This window comes from Arthrobacter sp. PAMC25284 (assembly GCF_019443425.1).
Classification (GTDB): Bacteria; Actinomycetota; Actinomycetes; order Actinomycetales; family Micrococcaceae; genus Arthrobacter; species Arthrobacter oryzae_A.
The window spans coordinates 1,733,614-1,752,413 of sequence record NZ_CP080382.1; the positions used below are offsets into that span (position 1 = coordinate 1,733,614).

21 protein-coding genes and 1 pseudogene are annotated in these 18,800 nt (G+C 65.3%); 9 read left to right on the forward strand and 13 right to left on the reverse strand.

What is annotated here, in order from left to right; translation table 11 throughout:
* Window positions 1-8: 8 nt before the first annotated feature.
* Entirely contained in the window at window positions 9-1,154 is a 1,146-nt protein-coding gene (locus KY499_RS08000) for an NAD(P)/FAD-dependent oxidoreductase (RefSeq protein ID WP_219886754.1), read from the forward strand.
* Window positions 1,155-1,313: 159 nt separating this feature from the next.
* Here the strand turns inward: KY499_RS08000 and KY499_RS08005 are convergent, their stop codons facing one another.
* Window positions 1,314-2,285: a LacI family DNA-binding transcriptional regulator gene (locus tag KY499_RS08005; protein ID WP_219886755.1), complete on the reverse strand. Its 972-nt coding sequence runs from the start codon at window positions 2,283-2,285 to the stop codon at window positions 1,314-1,316.
* A gap of 316 nt (window positions 2,286-2,601) precedes the next feature.
* Between KY499_RS08005 and KY499_RS18170 the strand changes: the two genes are divergently transcribed.
* From KY499_RS18170 to KY499_RS08025, 5 genes are all read left to right on the forward strand, one after another.
* Window positions 2,602-3,327: a M20/M25/M40 family metallo-hydrolase gene (locus KY499_RS18170; protein ID WP_258191023.1), complete on the forward strand. Its 726-nt coding sequence runs from the start codon at window positions 2,602-2,604 to the stop codon at window positions 3,325-3,327.
* A complete protein-coding gene (locus KY499_RS18175; protein ID WP_375141140.1) occupies window positions 3,272-3,898 on the forward strand; it encodes a M20/M25/M40 family metallo-hydrolase in 627 nt (208 codons plus the stop codon). The genes KY499_RS18170 and KY499_RS18175 overlap by 56 nt, the downstream gene beginning before the upstream one ends.
* Window positions 3,899-3,953: 55 nt before the next feature.
* Window positions 3,954-4,706: a DUF5058 family protein gene (locus KY499_RS08015; RefSeq protein WP_219886756.1), complete on the forward strand. Its 753-nt coding sequence runs from the start codon at window positions 3,954-3,956 to the stop codon at window positions 4,704-4,706.
* Between the two features lie 43 nt (window positions 4,707-4,749).
* Window positions 4,750-5,478, forward strand: coding sequence for a hypothetical protein (locus KY499_RS08020; RefSeq protein WP_219886757.1), 729 nt, complete (start codon window positions 4,750-4,752; stop codon window positions 5,476-5,478).
* Between the two features lie 70 nt (window positions 5,479-5,548).
* Window positions 5,549-6,790, forward strand: a complete 1,242-nt coding sequence (locus tag KY499_RS08025; RefSeq protein ID WP_219886758.1) for an amidohydrolase — start codon at window positions 5,549-5,551, stop codon at window positions 6,788-6,790.
* A gap of 494 nt (window positions 6,791-7,284) precedes the next feature.
* On the opposite strand, the gene KY499_RS08035 is transcribed toward KY499_RS08025, so the two are convergent.
* Window positions 7,285-7,629 carry an ester cyclase gene (locus KY499_RS08035; protein ID WP_258191024.1) on the reverse strand — a complete coding sequence of 115 codons (345 nt, stop codon included), beginning with the start codon at window positions 7,627-7,629 and terminating at the stop codon, window positions 7,285-7,287.
* 322 nt (window positions 7,630-7,951) lie between these two features.
* Here KY499_RS08035 and KY499_RS08040 point away from each other — a divergent pair, with 322 nt between their 5' ends.
* Window positions 7,952-9,007 (forward strand): glycerophosphodiester phosphodiesterase family protein, encoded by a 1,056-nt coding sequence (locus KY499_RS08040; protein ID WP_219886759.1) that lies wholly within the window; start codon window positions 7,952-7,954, stop codon window positions 9,005-9,007.
* Between the two features lie 152 nt (window positions 9,008-9,159).
* On the opposite strand, the gene KY499_RS08045 is transcribed toward KY499_RS08040, so the two are convergent.
* From KY499_RS08045 to KY499_RS08070, 6 genes and pseudogenes are all read right to left on the reverse strand, one after another.
* On the reverse strand, window positions 9,160-9,576 hold the full coding sequence (locus KY499_RS08045; protein WP_219886760.1) for an ester cyclase: 417 nt from the start codon (window positions 9,574-9,576) through the stop codon (window positions 9,160-9,162).
* Between the two features lie 418 nt (window positions 9,577-9,994).
* Window positions 9,995-10,362, reverse strand: a pseudogene (locus tag KY499_RS18180) (MFS transporter); the annotation flags it as partial.
* Window positions 10,363-10,486: 124 nt separating this feature from the next.
* Window positions 10,487-11,896, reverse strand: a complete 1,410-nt coding sequence (locus KY499_RS08055; RefSeq protein WP_219886762.1) for a rhodanese-like domain-containing protein — start codon at window positions 11,894-11,896, stop codon at window positions 10,487-10,489.
* A 109-nt stretch (window positions 11,897-12,005) separates the two neighbouring features.
* On the reverse strand, window positions 12,006-12,368 hold the full coding sequence (locus KY499_RS08060) for a co-chaperone YbbN (protein ID WP_219886763.1): 363 nt from the start codon (window positions 12,366-12,368) through the stop codon (window positions 12,006-12,008).
* A gap of 67 nt (window positions 12,369-12,435) precedes the next feature.
* Window positions 12,436-12,732 (reverse strand): rhodanese-like domain-containing protein, encoded by a 297-nt coding sequence (locus tag KY499_RS08065; protein ID WP_219886764.1) that lies wholly within the window; start codon window positions 12,730-12,732, stop codon window positions 12,436-12,438.
* Between the two features lie 85 nt (window positions 12,733-12,817).
* Window positions 12,818-13,441: a rhodanese-like domain-containing protein gene (locus KY499_RS08070; protein ID WP_219886765.1), complete on the reverse strand. Its 624-nt coding sequence runs from the start codon at window positions 13,439-13,441 to the stop codon at window positions 12,818-12,820.
* Between the two features lie 130 nt (window positions 13,442-13,571).
* Between KY499_RS08070 and KY499_RS08075 the strand changes: the two genes are divergently transcribed.
* Window positions 13,572-13,829: a metal-sensitive transcriptional regulator gene (locus KY499_RS08075; protein ID WP_219886766.1), complete on the forward strand. Its 258-nt coding sequence runs from the start codon at window positions 13,572-13,574 to the stop codon at window positions 13,827-13,829.
* Between the two features lie 53 nt (window positions 13,830-13,882).
* Here the strand turns inward: KY499_RS08075 and KY499_RS08080 are convergent, their stop codons facing one another.
* From KY499_RS08080 to KY499_RS08100, 5 genes are all read right to left on the reverse strand, one after another.
* The gene (locus KY499_RS08080; RefSeq protein ID WP_258191025.1) at window positions 13,883-14,911 is read right to left on the reverse strand and encodes a sensor domain-containing diguanylate cyclase; all 1,029 of its coding nucleotides are present in this window, start codon (window positions 14,909-14,911) and stop codon (window positions 13,883-13,885) included.
* Complete coding sequence (locus KY499_RS08085) at window positions 14,908-15,720, reverse strand: alpha/beta fold hydrolase (RefSeq protein WP_219886767.1); 813 nt, start codon at window positions 15,718-15,720, stop codon at window positions 14,908-14,910. Before KY499_RS08085 ends, KY499_RS08080 begins: the two co-directional genes overlap by 4 nt.
* A 377-nt stretch (window positions 15,721-16,097) precedes the next feature.
* Complete coding sequence (locus KY499_RS08090) at window positions 16,098-17,480, reverse strand: MFS transporter (protein ID WP_219886768.1); 1,383 nt, start codon at window positions 17,478-17,480, stop codon at window positions 16,098-16,100.
* 50 nt (window positions 17,481-17,530) lie between these two features.
* On the reverse strand, window positions 17,531-17,866 hold the full coding sequence (locus KY499_RS08095; RefSeq protein ID WP_123254837.1) for a cupin domain-containing protein: 336 nt from the start codon (window positions 17,864-17,866) through the stop codon (window positions 17,531-17,533).
* 52 nt (window positions 17,867-17,918) lie between these two features.
* Window positions 17,919-18,224, reverse strand: a complete 306-nt coding sequence (locus tag KY499_RS08100) for an acylphosphatase (protein ID WP_219886769.1) — start codon at window positions 18,222-18,224, stop codon at window positions 17,919-17,921.
* 245 nt (window positions 18,225-18,469) lie between these two features.
* Here KY499_RS08100 and KY499_RS08105 point away from each other — a divergent pair, with 245 nt between their 5' ends.
* Window positions 18,470-18,730: a YegP family protein gene (locus KY499_RS08105; RefSeq protein ID WP_219886770.1), complete on the forward strand. Its 261-nt coding sequence runs from the start codon at window positions 18,470-18,472 to the stop codon at window positions 18,728-18,730.
* Window positions 18,731-18,800 lie beyond the last annotated feature (70 nt).

Genomic DNA, 18,800 nt, shown 5'->3' on the forward strand with positions numbered 1-18,800 from the left:
GCACCCCCATGAACACCACCCCAGCCGCTGACACCGGCGACGCCGCCGGCACGACCGCCGTCGACACCGTCATCATCGGCGCCGGACAGTCCGGACTCGCGCTCGGCTACTACCTGGCGCAGCAGCGCCGGAACTTTGTGATTCTCGACGCCGGCGCCCGGGTCGGCGACGCGTGGCGCCGCCGTTGGGATTCGCTGCGCCTGTTTACTCCGGCCAAGTACGACGGACTGCCCGGCCGGCCGTTCCCCGGCGACCCGTTGGGCTTTCCCACCAAGGACGAGCAGGCCGACTATCTGGAGGACTATGCTTCCCGGTTCCATCTGACGGTCCGTTCCAATACCGCCGTCACGCATCTCAGCCACGACGGCACCCGGTTCCACGTCACCGCCGGCGGGCAATGCTGGACGGCGGCGAACGTTGTGCTCGCGACCGGCTCCTGCCACCTGCCCAAGACGCCGGGCTTCGCGGCGGAGCTGGCGTCCGACGTCGTGCAGCTCCACTCCCACAACTACCGGAATCCCGCCCAGCTGAAGCCCGGCCCGGTCCTGGTGGTGGGCGTGGGCAACTCCGGGGCGGAAATCGCCCTGGAGACCAGCCGCACCCATCAGACCTGGCTGGCCGGGAAGCCAAGTGCCGAGATGCCCTTCCGGCACGGCCGCAACGCGGCCCGGTTCGTCATTCCCGTGATCCGCTTCGCCGGGCTGCACGTGCTGAACACCCGCTCACCGGTCGGACGCAAGGTACTGCCGACGATGGCGACCATGGCGACGCCGCTGATCCGCACCAAACTCGCGGACCTTGACGCCGCCGGCGTGCAGCGGGTGCCCCGTGTCACCGGTGTGCAGGATGCAGAAGTAGTGCTCGACGACGGCCGGAGCCTCCCGGTCGCCAATGTCATCTGGTGCACCGGCTTCACTGAGGTTTACCCGTGGCTGGACATCCCGGCCCTGCCCGCCAACTGGCGGGCAGGGCAGCACCGCGGGATTGTGGACGCCCTGCCCGGCCTGTACCTGCTGGGACAGGACTTGCTCTTCGCGGCAGCATCGGAGACTCTCACTGGTGTGTGCCGGGACGCCAAGTACCTGGCGAAGCAGCTGGCCGCGACCGGGGCACCGAGCAGGGCAGCGGAGGTCCAGAGTGGGCTGGCGTCGTGAGCCTGCCGCAGCCGCTCCCCGGATCAGACGCTCCCTGCGGGCGCCTGCCGACCCGCTCGAACGTTCAGGAGCTGCCGGGCATGGACCGTGAGATGGTCGCGACCCTTGGTTGCACATGGCTCGCGGTTGATCGGCGTTGCTTGCGGCCGCCCGAGAGGTCTAGTCAGCCACCGTCGTAGCCCGCGGGACCAGGACCGGCGGAAGCAGAGTTGAGACCGTCGGCTTGCCGCCGATACTTTGCAGCAAAGCCTCTACACTGAGCCGGCCCATCGCCGATAAATCCGACCGGATCGACGTGAGCGGGACGGGGAGGTTGGCGGCCAAAAGCAGGTCGTTGTAGCCAATAAGGGCCACGTCCACGCGCAGCCTTTTCCCGGCGGCACGGATGGAGCCCATGGCACCAATGGCGGTGAGGTCATCAACGGCAAAGATCGCCGTTGGAGGCTCGCGCAGCTCCAGCAGCTGAGCTCCGGCCACCCGGCCGGCAGCCGTGCCGAAGCCAGTGCTCACCACATACTGGTCGCCGACGGGGAACCCCGCAGCTTCAAACGCGCGTCGAAATCCTTGGGACCGTTCGCGGCCAGTGCTCGCCAGCAGGTCACCGGCAATCACGCCCACCCTTTTGTGTCCCAAATTCAGCAGGTGTTCAGCGGCCAGCCTGCCCCCGAGTTCGTCATCGGTGGATACCGAGAGGTGCCCTTCCAAGCGGCGCATCACCAAGACATATGGAACCCCACGGCTTTGCAGCTCGTAACCGGCTGCATCACCGATATGCGAATCACCAATGATCACGCCGTCCATCCGCCGGGACAGCATGGCATCGAGTCGGGCCCGGCGATGCCCGGGATCGTCGTACGTATTCGCCACCACCGTGCTGTAGCCAGCAGACTCCGCCGTCGCATCGATGCTTTCGTAGATGGAGGCGAGCGCCAGGTCGGTTAGCCGGGGCACCAGCACACCGATCAGCCGCGAAGTTCCGGTCCGCAGCCCGGCGGCGCCCAGATTGCGGTGGTACCCGAGCATAGCGGCGAGCTCGCGCACGCGCCGGACAGTTTCGGTACTGATTCCCGCGGAGTCGTCGCTGAGCGCGCGGGAGGCGGTAGAGACGTGCACCTGCGCGTGTCGGGCCACCGTGGCCAGGGTGACGGGCTTGGCACGTCCGGGAACGGGTGCGGGCGGGTTGGTAATGGCAGTGCCCCCTTCGGCTGTTCAGAAAAGTCTATTGCCACAGGCCTCACCTTTAACGCAAAGGATTGCAATTTTTTTGATCTGCACAAAAAAGTTTCGATGTTCACTCTACGGAAACCTTGACGAAACATGGGATATCTAGTGTGATGTAAATAACATTCTCGGCATGCGAAGTCTTCTGCATATCAACGCAATCGATTGCACAACGAGCAATGCAGTCAGGGACCACAAGGCCGACCGGCACACACAAAGGAGCCAGATGATCGACCTCACCGACCAGCGGCGCGACGCCGCCGAACGACTCCGCGACGGCATCCTGGAACTAGCCGAGTACCGGGACCCGGACCGCCAGGGCTGGACCCGCGAAGTGTTCAGCGCGGCTTACCGGGAATCCCGGAGCTGGGTCGCCCGGCGGATGGCGGCAGCGGGACTGCAGGTTCACGAGGACACCGCCGGCAATATCGTTGGCCGGCTCTCCGGGACGGATCCCAACGCCCCGGCGCTGGTGACCGGTTCTCACACAGACTCGGTCGACGGCGGCGGACGATTCGATGGCGTCGTCGGCGTCCTCGGCGCCCTGGAGGCCGTGCAGTTGCTTCGCGAATCCGGACAACCCCTGCGCCGCGATCTCCTCGTGGTGGACTTCCTCGGCGAGGAATCCAACGCGTTCGGCCTCAGCTGCCTCGGCAGCAGGGCCATCGCCGGCGAACTAACACGCGCCGACCTTGACCGTCAGGACTACCGGGGCGTCAGCCTCGGCCAGGCCTACCAGGATTTCGGACTCGATCCCGCGTCAGTGCTTAAGACGCGTTGGGCCCGCACAAAGCAACTTCACGCTTTCATCGAACTGCACATCGAACAGGGGCCCCACGCTGGAACAGCGCCAGCTGCCGCTTGGCATAGTCACCGCCATCACCGGCATCGAGCGGCTGGTCGCGACGTTCACCGGAAGCCCAGACCATGCCGGCACCCGGCCGATGAATGACCGGAAGGATGCCATGGTCGCCGCAGCCGAAGCCGTGTTGTCCGTCCGCCGGGAGGGGTGCGGCGCCCCCAACCACGGGGTCGCCACCACCACCCGCATCGAATCGGAGTCCCGATCGCCCAACGTCGTGCCGTCCCTCGTGCGGATGACCAGCGAAGTCCGAAGTGTCGACAGCACCTGGCTGAGCGGAGTCCGCGGACGCTTGGCCGAGGAAATTTTGATCAACGCCCGGAACCTTGGGGTTGATGTCGAATTTGACTGGTCCACCGATAACGCTGTGGTCCAGGCCCATAGCGGCATCCACGACGTCGCGGCCGCCGCCGCCGACGCGATAGGCATCCCGTGGATGCCCATCCCCAGCGGGGCCACCCACGACGCCGTTCACATGGCGTCGCTGGCGCCGATGGGCATGATCTTTATCCCTTCCAAGGCGGGCAAGAGCCACTGCCCGGAGGAATGGACCGACTTCGCTGACATTGCCACCGGCGTCGGCGCCCTCGCGCAGACGCTCACCCTGCTCGACCGCACAGAGCTGAACCCCACAACGCTGGCCGGCACAGCACTGAACTGACCGAACGGCCTCCATCCCAAACCCACCCGCATCCTTATCCACCATCGGAGCATCCATGAGTACTGCAGCAACTTCCGGCACCTCCACGGACATCCTCTCGATCGCTAACCTCCCTGTCCTGTGGGTGCTGGCGGCCGGGGTCTTCGGGGCCATCGTTCTCCAATCTGTCATCTACATGCGCGCTGCCAGGAAGGCCGGGCCCGCCGCGGATATTTCGGAGACCGAACTGAAAAGATCCTTTCGCGCCGGTGCCGTGGCGGCAATCGGGCCGTCCCTCGCGGTCGTGCTGGTCAGCATCGCGCTGATGACGCTGTTCGGGACTCCGGCGGTGCTGGTCCGGATCGGGTTGGTGGGTTCCGCGGCCACTGAATCCGCGTCAGCCAGCCTCGCCGCCACCACCATGGGGGCAACGCTCGGCGGTCCGGGCTATAACCAGAGCGTCTTCGCGGTGGCATTCATGGCCATGAGCATGTCCGGTGCTATGTGGATGATTTCCACGCTCATCCTTACCCCGATCCTTCGGCGCGGCGATTCGAAACTGCGCAAGGTTAACCCGGCATTGATGGCGATCGTCCCCGCGGCCGCCCTGATCGGGGCGTTCGCCAGCCTCGGGATTGCGGAGCTCGGCAAGACCCCGGTGCACATCATGACCGTCATCGTGTCCGCTGTGGTCATGGGAATCTGCCTCGCGCTGGCCAGGAAATTCTCCGTCGCCTGGCTCCGGGAATGGGGACTGGGGATCTCGATCATGGTCGGTCTGTTCGTAGCCTTCACCGCCCACACGTCCGGCATGGCACTGGCTGCCTAGTCAGCCAGTCCCGCCTGTATCCCGTCTCGAAAGGATTGTTTCCATGACTGCTCTCGCCACTGATACCTCCCCCGCCGCGACCCTCCTCGAATTCGACCGCACCACCTCCCGCTGGGGCCAGATCACCATGGCCTCCGCCCTCATCTTCTCGCTGGCGGCGCCGCTTTATCTGGTGCTCTTCGCCGACCTCGGCATCACATCCGGTCAGGTCTGGACCGCCTTCTTCGCGGTCGCGGCTGCATTTTTCGTGCTGTGGTTCGTCGAGCCCATCACCTACTACCCTGTCTTGGGCCCGGCCGCGATGTACCAGGCCTTCATGATCGGCAATATCGCCAACAAGCTGCTACCGTCGGCTCTGGTGGCCCAGGCGACCATCGGCGCCAAGGCCGGTACCAAACGCGGCGAGTTCGCGGCCTTGATGGCCATCTGCGGAGCCGCGATGGTGCACGTGGTATCGATGCTGCTGTTCGTCGGAGTGCTCGGCACCTGGCTGGTCAGCGTCATCCCGGCCGACGTCGTCACCGTCGCCCGGCTCTACATTTTCCCCAGCATCATCGGCGCCGTCCTGGTCCAGCTCATCGTCACCATGAAACAGCCGCGTGTGACGGTTATCGCCGTCGTGGTCGCTGTTGTGGTCCTCTTCGTCCTGGTCCCCGCCGTCCCGGCGCTCGCCAAGCCCGCCACCGGGATCGTGGTCCTGGCTACCGCAGCCCTGGCGTGGTTCCTGCGGTCCCGTAAGGACGCGCCCGCCCCCGCCACCTTGGTCAACTAGGCCGCCGGGTAACCAAGCCGGCCACTGGGCCACCCCGATCTTCCCGAAAGCTCGTCCCGAAAGGAACCCCATGATCACCACTGCCCCGTTCGAACTCAGCGAGACCCGCCAGGCCGAGATGCATGAGCTCTACCGCCACCTCCATACCCACCCCGAGCTGTCCATGCAGGAGACCAACACGGCGGCCTTTATCCAGCGGAGACTTCAGGCGCTGGGCCTGGAAACGTTTATGTGTGGCGGCACCGGCGTGGTGGGAATCCTCCGCAATGGGGCAGGACCTGTGGTGGGCTACCGGGCAGACACAGACGGATTGCCGATGAAGGAGGATACGGGACTCGACTTTGCGAGCAAAGCCACCGGGACCCTCGCGGACGGAACGGCCGTCCCGGTGATGCACGGCTGCGGCCACGACACCCACATGACCGTTGCCCTGACGGCCGCGCAGCTGCTGAGCGAAAGCCTGGACGTGTGGTCCGGGACCGTGGTCTTCATCTTCCAGCCGGGCGAGGAAACCGCCGCCGGCGCCAAGGCCATGATTGAGGACGGACTCTGGGACAAGGCCCCAAAACCGGAGATCATCTATGGCCAGCACGTTTGGCCGGGTCTGTCAGGGACCGTCAACATCAGCAGCGGCACGGCCATGGCCATGGCCGATTCGTGGAAAATTACGGTCCACGGTCGGCAGGCGCACGGCTCCCAGCCGGAACAGTCCATCGACCCGATCGTGCTGGGCGCCCACATGGTGGTGCGGCTCCAGACCGTGGTCTCCCGCGAGGTCCACCCGATGAAGTCCGCGGTGGTCACCGTGGGCACCTTCCACGCCGGGCTGAAGGAAAACATCATTCCGGCAACGGCGGAGTTCTCGGTCAACGTCCGGACCTTCGACGTCGACGTCCGCACCCGGGTGCTGGATTCCCTGCGCCGCATCCTGCACGCCGAAGCGGACGCCTCGGGAGCGCCAGCGCCCTCGATTGAGGAAATCTCCAGCTTCCCGCAGTGCTACAACGACCCGGCCTCGGCCGACGCCCTGATCGGCGAATTTCAGGCGGCCCTCGGCGAAGACTGCGTCAACGTGGTGCCGCCGGTGATGGGGAGCGAGGACTTCGGACTCCTCGCCGAAGCGTTGGGAGTGCCGTCCGTGTACTGGATGTTCGGCGCCTACACGCAGGAACGGCTCGACGCCGATACACCCCTTCCCGGAAACCACTCGCCGTACTTCGCGCCGGACATTGAGCCGACCCTGGGCACGGGCCTCCGTGCCGCCTTGACTTCGCTTCTCTCACGGGTGGGCCGGTCCGGCGCCGCACAGTGAACAGCTCTGCGAACGTCACGGTCACAAACCCGCGACTACCGGCATCAGTGCATTCTCAGCCACCGGGCTCCCGGCTCTATCGGTTCCGGCAGGGTTCAGCGGCGGCCTGCCGGTCGGGCTGCAGCTGGCCGTGAATCACGGCATGGACTTCGAGCTGCTCCAGGTCACCGACTGCTTCGAACGGGCCACCGGCCTCGCGAAGCGGGAGCTGGTTCTGGGCTGACGGGAGTCTGGAGCCACAGCGGACGACGGCGGGTGTGCCCTTATCAGTGACAGCCCGCCGTCGTCTCTCTCGGCCGGGGACCTGACCCCTGAAGTCCGACGATCAGGCCCGTCTGTACCTGTACCTCATGCTGGCCCTGACCCTTTCCACTGTCGTGGTCAACACCGCCCTAGCCGGTCTCGCGGCCAACTCGCGGCTCGGCTGCTCTTCCGGTCAGGGACGGGCCTCTGTTTTTGCCATGGTGCCCTGAACTCTTGGTGCGGTGACCTGGCTAGGTGCCGCGCTGCAACGCGACGACGCCCAGCTGCCGCATCAGGCGTAGGTGGTCGGTGGTGCCCCAGTGTTCTGCGACCTGGCCGTTTTCGACCCGGACAATGTCCGTGGCATCGAATTCCACGCTCTTACCCGTTGGTTTGATGCCGGAAATCTCACCGGTGTGCGTGCCCGCAAGGATAACGTGGCCTGCCTCCATGTTGTCGCCCGACAGCACCGGCCCCATCGCCTTGACGTGAATGTCAGGAAACGCGGTACGCAAAGCTTTCACGAAGTACAGGGCGCCTTCCTTCCCGGCGGGTTGCCCGAGAATGGGGGGCATCCTCATGGTTGACGTAGTCATCGGCCGTCATTTCGTCCATGAGTGCCAGATTTCCGCCCCCCAGCACCTCCCTGTAATACCGTTCGATCAGTCCGGTCCGGTCTGCCATGTCGGCTCCTTCAACTCAGTGAGACCGTTCAAGGCCGAGACTACTCCGGCCGCAGAGGCGTATCAATGCGCCGAACCTCCCCGTCATTCCGGCATCACAACCTGCCGATCCAGCCATTTCCCGCCGTTCATCTCCGCGCCACCATGGCTATTCCAAACGGTCACACGAACGGCCTATCGTGGACGGGCCGCCGATCCTCGGCTGGCAACCCGCTTATCCTGGAGGATCCCTCGTATGCGCACCATCCTGACCGCCGCCTCCGCCGTCGCGCTCTTCGCCGTCGTCGCAGGCTGCACTGCCAGCCCCTCCCCCAAGGCATCCGCTCAATCGGGGACCCCGACGGCGTCCCTCACCTCGAGCGCGTCGGGCGCCACAATGAACCTGGACCTGCAGTCCCACCGCGGCGGCCGCGGCGAATGGACCGAGGAGTCCCTGGCCGCGTTCGGGAACTCCCTCAAGCTCGGCGTTACCACCCTGGAACTGGACACGCACTTGAGCGAGGACGGCAGTATCGTCGTCTGGCACGACGACCTGATCCAGCCCGAAAAATGCCAGGACACTGCCCCGGTGACCACGGGCGACGTCGACTTCCCCTATGTGGGTGACCGCGTCGCGGACCTGACGCTCGCGCAGCTGAAGACCCTTAACTGCGGCTTTATGCAGCTGCCTAACTACCCGGACCAGCAGGTCATCACGGGCAACCGGATGGCCGAGCTCAAGGACGTCTACCAGCTGGCCCGCGATTACGAGGCGAAGAACGTCCGCTTCAACGTCGAGACCAAGGTGGAGGAAGGCAAGTCTGGCGGCGAAGGCATGGTCGCGCTGACCCGGGCCGTCGTGGCGGAGATCCAGGCCTCCGGCATGCAGGACCGCACCACTCTTCAGTCCTTCGACTGGTCCTCGCTGAACCTGGCCAAGGAAATCGACCCGTCCCTGATCCTCGTGGCGCTCTCCAGCGGTGATGCCTGGGCCCAGGTGGGGCAGCCCGGCAAGAGCCCTGACCTCGGCGGCATCGATATTGACGACTACAACGGCTCACTGGCCCAGGCCGCTGCGGTCCAGGGATACGACGTCATCTCCCCTGCCTTCAAGTCCGTCACCCCGGCCATGATCCGCGAGGCGCATGACCTCAAGCTGGCAGTCATCCCGTGGACCGTGAACACTCAGGCGGACATGGAGAACATGCTGGGCCTGGGCGTGGACGGCATCATTACCGACTACCCCACCCGGCTGCGCGCCCTGATGGATCAGCGCGGCATGAAGCTGCCGAAGGCGTATCAGCCCAAGTAGCAGCACGACGCCGGCAAAGGCCGGGCCGTCGCACTCGGCCGCGTAAGTATCATGGCGGCCCGGGCGCAGGACTGCTGCAAACAAAGGTAGAGGCTCTTCCCGTGGGAAGGGCCTCTGCATTGCAGTCTGATGCTGTCCTTGAGGGCGGTGTCCTAAACGGCCACGGCCCCCATCTGCTGCATAAGCCGCAGACTGTCGGTGGTGCCCCAATGCTCGGCGACCTTGCCGTTTTCCACGCGGATGATGTCGGTGGCATCGAATTCCACGGTGTTTCCCGTCGGGGCAATACCTGCCATCTCGCCACGATGGGTGCCCGTGAGGATGACGTGGCACGCCTCCATGTTTTCGGCGGAGAGTGCCGGTTCGATCGATTTGACATGGATATCCGGGAAAGCGGTACGCATCGCCTCCGCGAAATAGCGCGCCCCTGCTTTGCCTGGCGGCTGCCCCGGCAAGGCTTCCTCGTGATCGACGTAGTTATCCGCCGTCAGTTCATCCACGAGCGCCAGGTTTCCGCCTTCCAACACCTCCCTGTAAAACCGGCCAATGAGTCCAATCTCGTCAGTCATATCCGACTCCTTCAGTGCTGAGACCGTCATAGAGTCCCCCAGGTGTGCCGCGTCATGGCATCCGGCACTGCGGTCCGGCACCAGGGTCATTCACTAGAGCAGGACGACGTTGGGAGGGGTCCGGCATGCGCGGGAGCCAGTCAGCGGGAAGTTGTCCGCGAAGACGTCACGGCTCTCCTTGCTGGCGCCATCGTTGGCAGAAAGGGCCCGGATTCGGCGCCAAAAACGAATGAGAAAACGGGCGAAATGCCTCGTTAAGACCGACGTTAGGCCCCCTTTCGGGGTCTGTCAATATCGTAAAATCGTCCGTTTCGCTGGCCGGGAGACGGGACCCAGACAATGGTTTCAGCCGGCGGCGTGGTGGTCAGTGCCCCGCATCCGAACAGCCACGATGAGGCCGGATGCGCCGGGCAGCACGGCGGTAACGGAGCCCCGCGTGGGTTCCGGCGTGGACGGAAATGTGGCTGGCGGCCTCACGTTTGGCGTGGTGGTGGGTTTCGCGCACGGTCAGGACGGAGAGGCCCAGCCCGACGGCGACGAACGCGGCGCCGAGCAGGAACGGGCCCGGGCGCAGCCCGGAGGTGGCGGCGATGTACCTCGTGGCGAGGACGGCGCGGGCGACGCCGAGGTAGCCGGCGGCTTCAATTCAGCCCCATGGCCAGGCCGCGGCGGGACGGTCCGTCGAGGTCCATCTTCATCATCACGGTGGTGGACCAGGTCAGGCCCTGGCTGACCCCCCAGGACCACGTTGGTGGCCACGATCCAGCCCCAGCGTGATGCCGGCCCGGGGGTTCCGGTGCGGTGAGTTGGTGTTGGCGGTCATCATTGCTGCACTCCAGTGGTGGGAAACAAAGCCGCGGCGGCCCGGTGTTCCGGGCCGCCGCGGACGGTGTCATACAGGTGTTGCGGGTTAGCTGGCGGGTGCCGTTTCCAGGGTTTCCTGGTGTGCGGTCCAGGCGGCGTAGCTGCCGTCCAGTTCGACGACGTCGTAGCCGGCGCGGCGCAGGGCGCTGGCCGCGACGGAGTTCCGGACCCCGCTCTGGCAGTACGACACGATGGTGCCGTCGGCCGGGAGTTCGTCGAGGTTCCACATCACCCGTCCGCCGCTGAGCTGGTGCGAGCCGGGGATGTGCCCCGCGCTGTGCTCGGTGCGGTTGCGGACATCGAGGACCATGGCGGCATCAAAGTCGTTGAGTTCCTCGGGCTGGAGCAGCTTCGGGGTGAACGTCGGCAGGCCTTCGAGGCCGGTGACGTAGCCGGCGACGCTGTCGATGCCGACCCGGACCAGGTGATCCCACATTTCCTGCGCGGCGGCCTGGTTGGGGGCCAGGAGCACGAGCGGGTTCTTGTCGGTTTCGGGGTTGACCACCCAGGCGCCGAAGCTGGCCGTGGACTTACCGGCCGGGATGTTGACGGAGCGAACGACCGTGCCCTGGTGGACCTCGGCGTTGGACCGGGTGTCCACGAAAGTCATGGTGTCCTCTTCGAGGTCACGGACGACGTCGGCGGTGACGAGTTCCTGAAGCGGCGCACGTTCCCCCATCACGGCCGGTCCGTCGCGGTTTTCGCGCTTCATGCGGGCGAAGTAGGCGTGGGCGTCCGGCTGGCCGTCGAGGAGTTCGTTGATGAAGCCCTGCTCGTCATTCGCGGCGAGGTAGGGACCCCACCAGGCGTAGAGCCGCTCGTAGCCGACCGTGCTGGACGGGAGGGCACCCAGGGCCTTGCCGCAGGCGCTGCCGGCACCGTGGCCGGGGTAGACCTGGACGTGGTCTGGAAGCGTCAGGAACTTATCCCGCAGGCTCGCGAAGAGCTGCTTCGCTCCCTCGAACCGGGTATCGACGCCGCCGGCGGCTTCGTCGAGCAGGTCGGGGCGGCCAAGATCGCCGGAGAAGACGAAGTCGCCGGAGAGCAGGTAGCCGGCGGTGTCCGCGAACGCGCCGTCGGTGATCAGGAAGGACAAGTGCTCGGGAGTGTGGCCGGGGGTGTGCAGGGCCTTGATGGTGATGTTGCCAATGCTGACTGTCCCGCCGTCGTGCAGGCGTTCGGCGTCGAAGCCGTACTGCCAGTCCAGTCCGCCCTCGCCGGAGACGTACGCGGTGGCGCCGGTTGCGGCAGCCAATTCACGGGTTCCGGAGAGAAAATCGGCGTGGATGTGGGTTTCCGCGACGGCCACGATCTTCATGCCGTTGGCGGCGGCGAGCTCGCGGTAGACGTTGATGTCGCGGCGGGCGTCAACGACGACGGCCTCTCCCTTGCGCTGGCAGCCGATGACGTAGCTGGCCTGGGCGAGGTCTTCATCGTAAATGCGTTCCAGAAGCATAAGGTCTCCTTCAAAAGATCGGATGGGGCGGGGTTCTGACCCCTCGACTAATAACAACGCTAATACCCCAGGGGGTATATTGCAAGTGGGCGCGCACGGCCCCGCGCAGCTATGCCTGCTGCTGCTCGGCCTCTGCTCGGAGCTTTGTCATGTCCAGGTTTTTTACCCCCTCGATGACCTGCTCCAGGCCCGTTGCGTTGAGGGCGCCGGGCTGGGAGAAGACGAGGGTTTTGTCGCGGAAGGCCATCAGGTTGGGGATGGAGGTTATACCGGCCGCGGCTGCCAGTGCCTGCTCGGCTTCGGTGTCCACTTTGGCGAACGTGATGTCCGGATGCTTCTGCGAGGCAGCCTCGTAGGTTGGCGCGAACATACGGCACGGCCCGCACCAGCCGGCCCAGAAATCGACGAATACGATGTCGTTGTTTTCCAGGGTGTCGGCAAGGGTCTTTTCGGTGATGTCGATGGTAGTCATGGTCGGACTCAAATCCTTCCGGGTTTGGGGTGTCGGTAACTGATGCGCCGCCCTAAGACGGGGACGGTCAGGTGGTCGGCAGGCCGGCCTGGCTCCAGGCGGTCATGCCACCGGTCATGGTGTCAGCCGTGAAGCCGGCACCATTGAGGGCGTCCGCGACGCGGGCGCTGCGGTTTCCGCTGCGACAGACCGCAATAACCGGGACGGCGGCGTCCAATTCGGACAGACGCGTTTGCAGCTGGTCCATGGGGATATGGAGCGCGCCGGGGATCATGCCTTCCGCAACCTCGAAGTCTTCGCGGACGTCGAGGATTTGGTCGGTACCGCGGCGGCGGTCGGCTTCGTTGACGGCGACTTCAGACATGGGATCGTCCTTTCGGGGCGGGAATTACTGATATTCAACTCGGGGTTACTCAGGGCTTGCGGGTCGCGGCTAACGAATGCCGGCACTATCCCGCTGAGGCCACCGGCAGTTGCAGGATGACGGATTCGCGGGTGGGCTCCTTGGCCGTCTTGTTCCAAGGCATCGCGGAGATTGCCTGGCCCATGGCGCAGGTGTTGGTCGCTGCGGAGAACGTCAGACCAGTGCCGATCGCGCCTGCGAGCAGCCGGATCTTCGGTGAGACGAACTTGCCGCCCGCCAGGCCCAGAACCACCAGGGAGCCGGCGGCCATGCGGACCTGCCGCTCGAGGTCCCAGCGCGTCTTGCCGCGGACGACGTCGCCGCCGGCGGCTGCGAATCCCGGAACGCCTCCGGTCAGGACGTAGGCGGCGCCAATGCCGGCGCCGCCGAGCCGCTGGCGTGCCTGCTCGGCCCGGGCCCCGGACTGGCAGACCAGTACCACCCGACTGCCGAGCCGGGCGGCGAGTTCGTCGGTGTGCTCCGAGAGCAACGGCAGCGGCACGTTGTAGGAGCCACGGATGTGCATGTTTTCGAATTCTGCGGCAGAGCGGACGTCAATCACCACAAGGTCCCGGTGCTCCTGGAACCAGCTGCGCAGGGCCTCCGGGGCCAGGGCGGTGATGGAAGGGGCGGCCGCGGTGGCCGGGGCCGAGGTGGCGGGATGCGTCATGGGAGTCCTTTCGGGGCAAAGCAAACAACAACTGAATACCCCACCGAGTATTACAGATACCCCCCGGGGTAGTCAAAATACCTAGGGGGGTATAAAGTTGGATGCAGAACGCCTACCTTTGGAGACTCCTGTGGACCTCGATAGAACAGACCTCGCCCCGGTCATCAACCGCCTCAAGCGCGCCCAGGGCCAGCTCGCCGCCGTCACCCGAATGCTGGAGGAAGGCCGGGACTGCAAAGACACGGTGACGCAGCTCGCCGCGGTCTCAAAAGCCCTGGACCGGGCCGGCTTCGCTATCATCGCCAGCGGCCTCGAGCAGTGCATCATTCAAAAGGATGCCACCATGAGCACCAAAGACCTGGAAAGGCTCTTCCTCTCCCTCGCCTGAGGTGGCGAAGTCACAAGGATCTATCCGCGGAGAACCAGCATCAGCGCTGCGGGCTACGCCCGTCCCTTCGCCGCGTACATATCCATATCCGCCCGGCGCAACAGGTCCCGTGCGAGTTCGGCTTTCGCGCTTACATTTCCCGCGCCCACCCCTACACCCCCATGTGGGACCAGCACCGGCGTCATCGCACTCCCGATCGCAAGCCGCACCTGCACCGGCGTGCCGTCGACGATCGCAGGCTCGCGCAGACTGTCCTGCACCCTCGCGGCGACAAGTTCAAGATCCAGTGCAGTGACGGAACCAGAGACCAGGATGACGAATTCGTCGCCGCTGTACCGGGCCACCGTATCGACGTTGCGGAGGGCATCCGTCAACCGGGCCGCCACTTGGCGCAGCACTTGGTCGCCGGCGTCGTGCCCCAGGGCGTCGTTAATGTCCTTGAACCCGTTGACGTCGCAGAAAAGCAGGCCTACCTGGCCGCCGTCGCGGGCCGCGGCGTCGAACGCGGTTTCCAGCCGGTCCGCCAGTAAGACCCTGTTGGGCAGCCCCGTCAGAGAATCGTGCACGGCGTCATAACGGGCTTCCTCCAGCAAACGCTGCCGGTCGGCTTCGGCGGCTTCCAATTTACGCAGGGCGGCGGCAAGTTCATGCTCGTACTGCCGCCGTTCCGGGGCACTGACAAGGATGATCCGGTCCAGTTCGGGACCGCGCGGGGCCGTCCGGAACCGGGAAGCGGCGAGCAGAACCGGCAGCCGGCTGCCGTCAGCGCCCAGAACCTGGAGCGAAAGCTCGGTCAGGGAGCCGCTGTTGTCCAGTTCGGGCATCGCATGCGTGAGGTACATAATCCGGTCTCCAGCCGGCATAAGCCGAAGCATACTGGTCCCGGCAAGGTCCGCGCGGGTACGCCCGGTCCAGGTGCAGATGGTCTGGTTCGCCGCCACGATGGTCCCATCCGGCATCGTCAGCAGGTACCCGGCCGGGGCATCGTGGAACAAGGCCTCGAAATCCGTCGCAGCAGAAAATCCTGGCGGAGCAGGTTGGGCCATGGCAGCGGCAGGAGTGTCGGCCTGCGCTGCCGTCACAGCGGCCCCTGAAGGTAGTCGAGGATGGCGCCCGCGGTTTCTTCCGGCGCGCTGGCCTGCGGGAAGTGGCCCTTGGCCGCTAGCGTCACCAGGGTGCCGTTCGGCAACTTCTCGAGAAGGTAAGCGCCAATATGCGGCGGCGTCACGACGTCGTCCGTTGTCTGCAGGATGAGCGCGGGCACGTCGACGGAGCCCAGCAGGTGCCGGACGTCCGAGAGAAAAGCCACCCGGGCGAAGTCGCGGCCCACCATGGGCTTGATGCGGCCGAAGCTGCCCTGGATTTCGGTCCCAAGTTCCGGGGAGGCGGGGTTGTTCATAAAGACCGGGGCCATGGAATTTGCCCACACCAGATAATTGGCCTCAAGCGAAACAAACAAGTCGTCCAGCTCATGCCGGGTGAATCCGCCGATGTACCCGTCCTCGGGATGATCCAGATAACTCGGCGACGCGGTCAGCAGCACCAGCCGGTTTAGTCGCGCCCCGCCATCCTTGCAGGCCGCTTCCACCGCCATCATGGCCCCGACACTGTGGCCCACGAGCGTCACGTCCCGCAAATCGAGTTCATCGCAAATCTCCAGCAGGTCCATCACATAAGGACCGATGCTCGAGTAGGTCCCGGAATCGTAGGCTCCCTTGTCAGATCCCCCCGAGCCGACGTGGTCGAACAGGACCACGCGGTATTTTTCGGTGAAATACGGGAGGATCCTGCCCCACATGTTCTGGTCGGTGCCGAAGCCGTGCGCGAACATCAGCACCGGGCCGTCGTCAGGGCCAGCGATCTGGACATTGTTTCGGGTCAAGGCCGTCATTGCTGTGTATTGCCGCCTGTCTGGTTGTGAGAAAAGTCCGGTTCACCCCCATGGTCGGCATTTCGTAAACCGGGCGTCCCCATAAAGCGGACGCCGGCTCCCGCAAATGCTAACTGTTGCCGGGAGTTTTCAGGGAATTGGGGGATGAATGCGCCGCGGGTCCCTCCGCGGGGCCCCTCCCCGACACCAACAGCGGAACCGGGACCTTCATTCATTTACTGCTCCAAATGCTAACCAACCCAGCTGGACCGAGACCATTAGCCAGCGGACGCCACCATCGTGGTGTTCCGTCATCTTGTTCGGTTCCACCGCGGCAGCGGATGGGTAGAAGTCAGGATCATCGCAGGTCAGATGCTTGTGCCAAACTTTCCGCAGTGTTACCGCCGCTCCCGCCAGGCCAGCGACACGAGAAGAACCACTGCGCCGAGGCCCAGCATCACCAGCACCATCAGCCCCCAGTTGGCCTGGTTCACGCCGCTGCCGTATAAAATGCCGATCAGCACGGTCGCCGTAATCGCGCCGAGGTACCGGCAGGTCTGGAAGATCCCCGCCGCCACGCCCCGTTCCTCAGGTCGGGTGGAGAGGTACAGGCCCTGGTTGGAGGCGATACTGACCACGCCGTAGGGCAATCCGAGCAACGCGGTCAGCGCGAGCACCAGCGCAAACGCGAAGGACGCGGTCAGCAGCCACATCATTCCCGACGCCGTGATCAGCAGGACGACGCCGGAGACCAGCACCCGTTTCACGCCGAAGCGGTCGATCGCCCTTACGGCGGCCGGTGTGACAACTACCGACACGGCCGCAAGCGGCAGCATCAGCAGCCCCACGACGCCGGGTTCGTACTTCCCGGCTTCCTGCAGCAGCTGCGGCAGCCCAAAGAACGCGAAGTAGTAGACACCGTTGAAGAGGGCGAAACCCAGATAGACCAGCAGCAGCGGCCGGTTGCGGCCCAGCAGGCGCAGGTCAAGGAACGGCGGGGTGAAGCGCAGCTCACGCCACACGAACAAGCCAGCAAGCAGCACTCCGCTGGCCAAGAGCCACCAGCGGGCCCCGGGCGCAACGTTCAGCAACGCCATCATCACCAGCACCAGGGCCCCGACGAACGCCAGGATGCCCGGGATGTCAGAGTCCCGCAGCAACTCCCTGGCCCGGCCGCGTTCCCGGTGCGCATCCGCCGGGGCGAATTGCCTGACCAGGATCATGGCCGCCAGCGTCAGCGGGACATTGATCAGGAACAGGGCCTGCCATCCGATCAGGCTGACGAGTACCCCGCCCACCACAGGGCCGGCCGCAGCCGCCGAGGCGTTGGCCATCTGGATCCGGCCCAGTGGCCGGGTGGAAGGCACGTTGCCTTGCCGGGCCAGCGCGCCGACCATCACGATGGCGCTCGGATAGGCGGTGGCGGTGCCGAGCGCCATAAACGCACGCGCCACACACAACACGGCAAAATTGGGGGCGAAGGGAGCCAGCGCACATGTTACGGCGACCAGGGCCATGCCGAGCATAAAGAGCCGGCGCGGCCCGAAGCGGTCCGCGAGCCGGCCCATCAGCGGCTGGCCGGCCGCCGAGGTGAGGTAGAAGGCCGTGATCACCCAGGTGACCGTCGCGACGTCGAGCCCGAAGTCGGCGCGGAGCACAACGAGGGCGACGGCGATCATGGAGGAGTTCAGCGGGTTCAGCGCCGTGCCGAGGCTGAGGCCTGCGACGGCGAGTCCGCTGCGGTTGCCACCGACCCCGCCAGATCCGAAAGAGTTGCTCACGGCAACAGTCTCTCCTACAGCCAGCCCGGAGCTGAACTGCTAAGCGTGACTCAGCGCGCGATTTTCGCGACCGTCATCAGGATTGCCGAGTCCTCTTCCGCTTCGAGGCTGTGCAGTCCTTCCGGCACGATCAGGAGGTCTCCGGCCTTGCCCTGCCAGGAGTCTGCACCGGCGTGCAGCCGCACACAGCCCCGGAGCACGTAGACCGTTGCCTCGCCTGGATTCTGGTGTTCGCTTAACTGCGTACCGGCTGCGAAAGCCATCACCGTCTGGCGAAGGACCTTCTCATGCCCGCCGAACACCGTATCCGCTGCCCGACCGCTGCCAGCCGTGCGCGCCGCCTCGAGTTGCTGCCGGGCCAGTGCCTCGATCGATATTTTCTGCATGAGGACACGGTAGCCGCAGACGGGCTCCGGTTCTACAGTTCGCCCGGTTCGTTCACCGGACAACGCGGAAGTTGCTGTACGCGGCGGTTGCCCGGGACATTGACTCATCCACGGAGTCCACCCGACCCGGCACCCCGGGCGAGCGGAGCCACTGCCGGAGCTCGAGCACCACCAGCTGAGGCCCCTCGGCCACGATGCCGACCGAGCCGTCGTCGTTGTTCCGGACGGTGCCTGTCAGCCCCAGCTCCTCAGCTTTACGGACAGTTTGATACCGGAAACCCACGGCCTGAACCATGCCGTCCACCCTTGCCGTCAGTCGGACACGCTCTCCGGAATCGTCCTGCGGAATCTCAGTCATGTTCCCAATCTAGCGCCGCGGACAGGTGTCTCCCGCCCGCAGCCGCCGGAACCCGGGACTTTAGCCCCTAACTGAACCATTCCCCTGCTGGCAGGCTGGAGGCACTGCATGAGTCCGGTAACCGGGCTCATTTCCATACATCCGCCAGTAAGGCTGGTCGAAGCCACAGACTTGCCGCGGACGACGGAACTAAACAATGGGGTTTAGTTCCGTCGCCCGCGGCATACCTACCGAGAGGAAAGACCATGGCCGGTCAATTCGAACTCTTCACCGACGCGGAATCCCGCATCCGATTTCGGCTCGTGGCCAAGGACGGGTCCGTGCTGGCCGTCTCCACGCCGTTTGAGGACAAGCGCGCCGCCGCGGACGCCATCCGGGCCGTGCGGGAGTGCGCCGGAACGGGGCTTATCAAGGAAGTCCGGTCATCCCCGTGGGCGGGCAGCAGCCAAAATTCCGGTTCGCCGTCACCGGCGCACCGGCGGCACCGGCACGCCCCAGCGGTTTAGCCCGGTTCTTTTCGCGGCGCCGCACACCATAACGGCGCTGCACACGTTGCTGGTTCGGCTCAAGTTGGCG

Bases quoted from the DNA above. Each gene is read 5' to 3' on its own strand.
- KY499_RS08070 (WP_219886765.1), bottom strand. From the start codon at position 13,441: ATGACGCATCCCGCCACCTCGGCCCCGGCCACCGCGGCCGCCCCTTCC.
- KY499_RS08020 (WP_219886757.1), top strand. From the start codon at position 4,750: ATGACTGCTCTCGCCACTGATACCTCCCCCGCCGCGACCCTCCTCGAA.
- KY499_RS08040 (WP_219886759.1), top strand. From the start codon at position 7,952: ATGCGCACCATCCTGACCGCCGCCTCCGCCGTCGCGCTCTTCGCCGTC.
- KY499_RS08100 (WP_219886769.1), bottom strand. From the start codon at position 18,224: ATGACTGAGATTCCGCAGGACGATTCCGGAGAGCGTGTCCGACTGACG.
- KY499_RS08055 (WP_219886762.1), bottom strand. From the start codon at position 11,896: ATGCTTCTGGAACGCATTTACGATGAAGACCTCGCCCAGGCCAGCTAC.
- KY499_RS08000 (WP_219886754.1), top strand. From the start codon at position 9: ATGAACACCACCCCAGCCGCTGACACCGGCGACGCCGCCGGCACGACC.
- KY499_RS08065 (WP_219886764.1), bottom strand. From the start codon at position 12,732: ATGTCTGAAGTCGCCGTCAACGAAGCCGACCGCCGCCGCGGTACCGAC.
- KY499_RS08105 (WP_219886770.1), top strand. From the start codon at position 18,470: ATGGCCGGTCAATTCGAACTCTTCACCGACGCGGAATCCCGCATCCGA.
- KY499_RS08015 (WP_219886756.1), top strand. From the start codon at position 3,954: ATGAGTACTGCAGCAACTTCCGGCACCTCCACGGACATCCTCTCGATC.
- KY499_RS08045 (WP_219886760.1), bottom strand. From the start codon at position 9,576: ATGACTGACGAGATTGGACTCATTGGCCGGTTTTACAGGGAGGTGTTG.
- KY499_RS08085 (WP_219886767.1), bottom strand. From the start codon at position 15,720: ATGACGGCCTTGACCCGAAACAATGTCCAGATCGCTGGCCCTGACGAC.
- KY499_RS08095 (WP_123254837.1), bottom strand. From the start codon at position 17,866: ATGCAGAAAATATCGATCGAGGCACTGGCCCGGCAGCAACTCGAGGCG.
- KY499_RS08060 (WP_219886763.1), bottom strand. From the start codon at position 12,368: ATGACTACCATCGACATCACCGAAAAGACCCTTGCCGACACCCTGGAA.
- KY499_RS08035 (WP_258191024.1), bottom strand. From the start codon at position 7,629: ATGACTACGTCAACCATGAGGATGCCCCCCATTCTCGGGCAACCCGCC.
- KY499_RS18170 (WP_258191023.1), top strand. From the start codon at position 2,602: ATGATCGACCTCACCGACCAGCGGCGCGACGCCGCCGAACGACTCCGC.
- KY499_RS08025 (WP_219886758.1), top strand. From the start codon at position 5,549: ATGATCACCACTGCCCCGTTCGAACTCAGCGAGACCCGCCAGGCCGAG.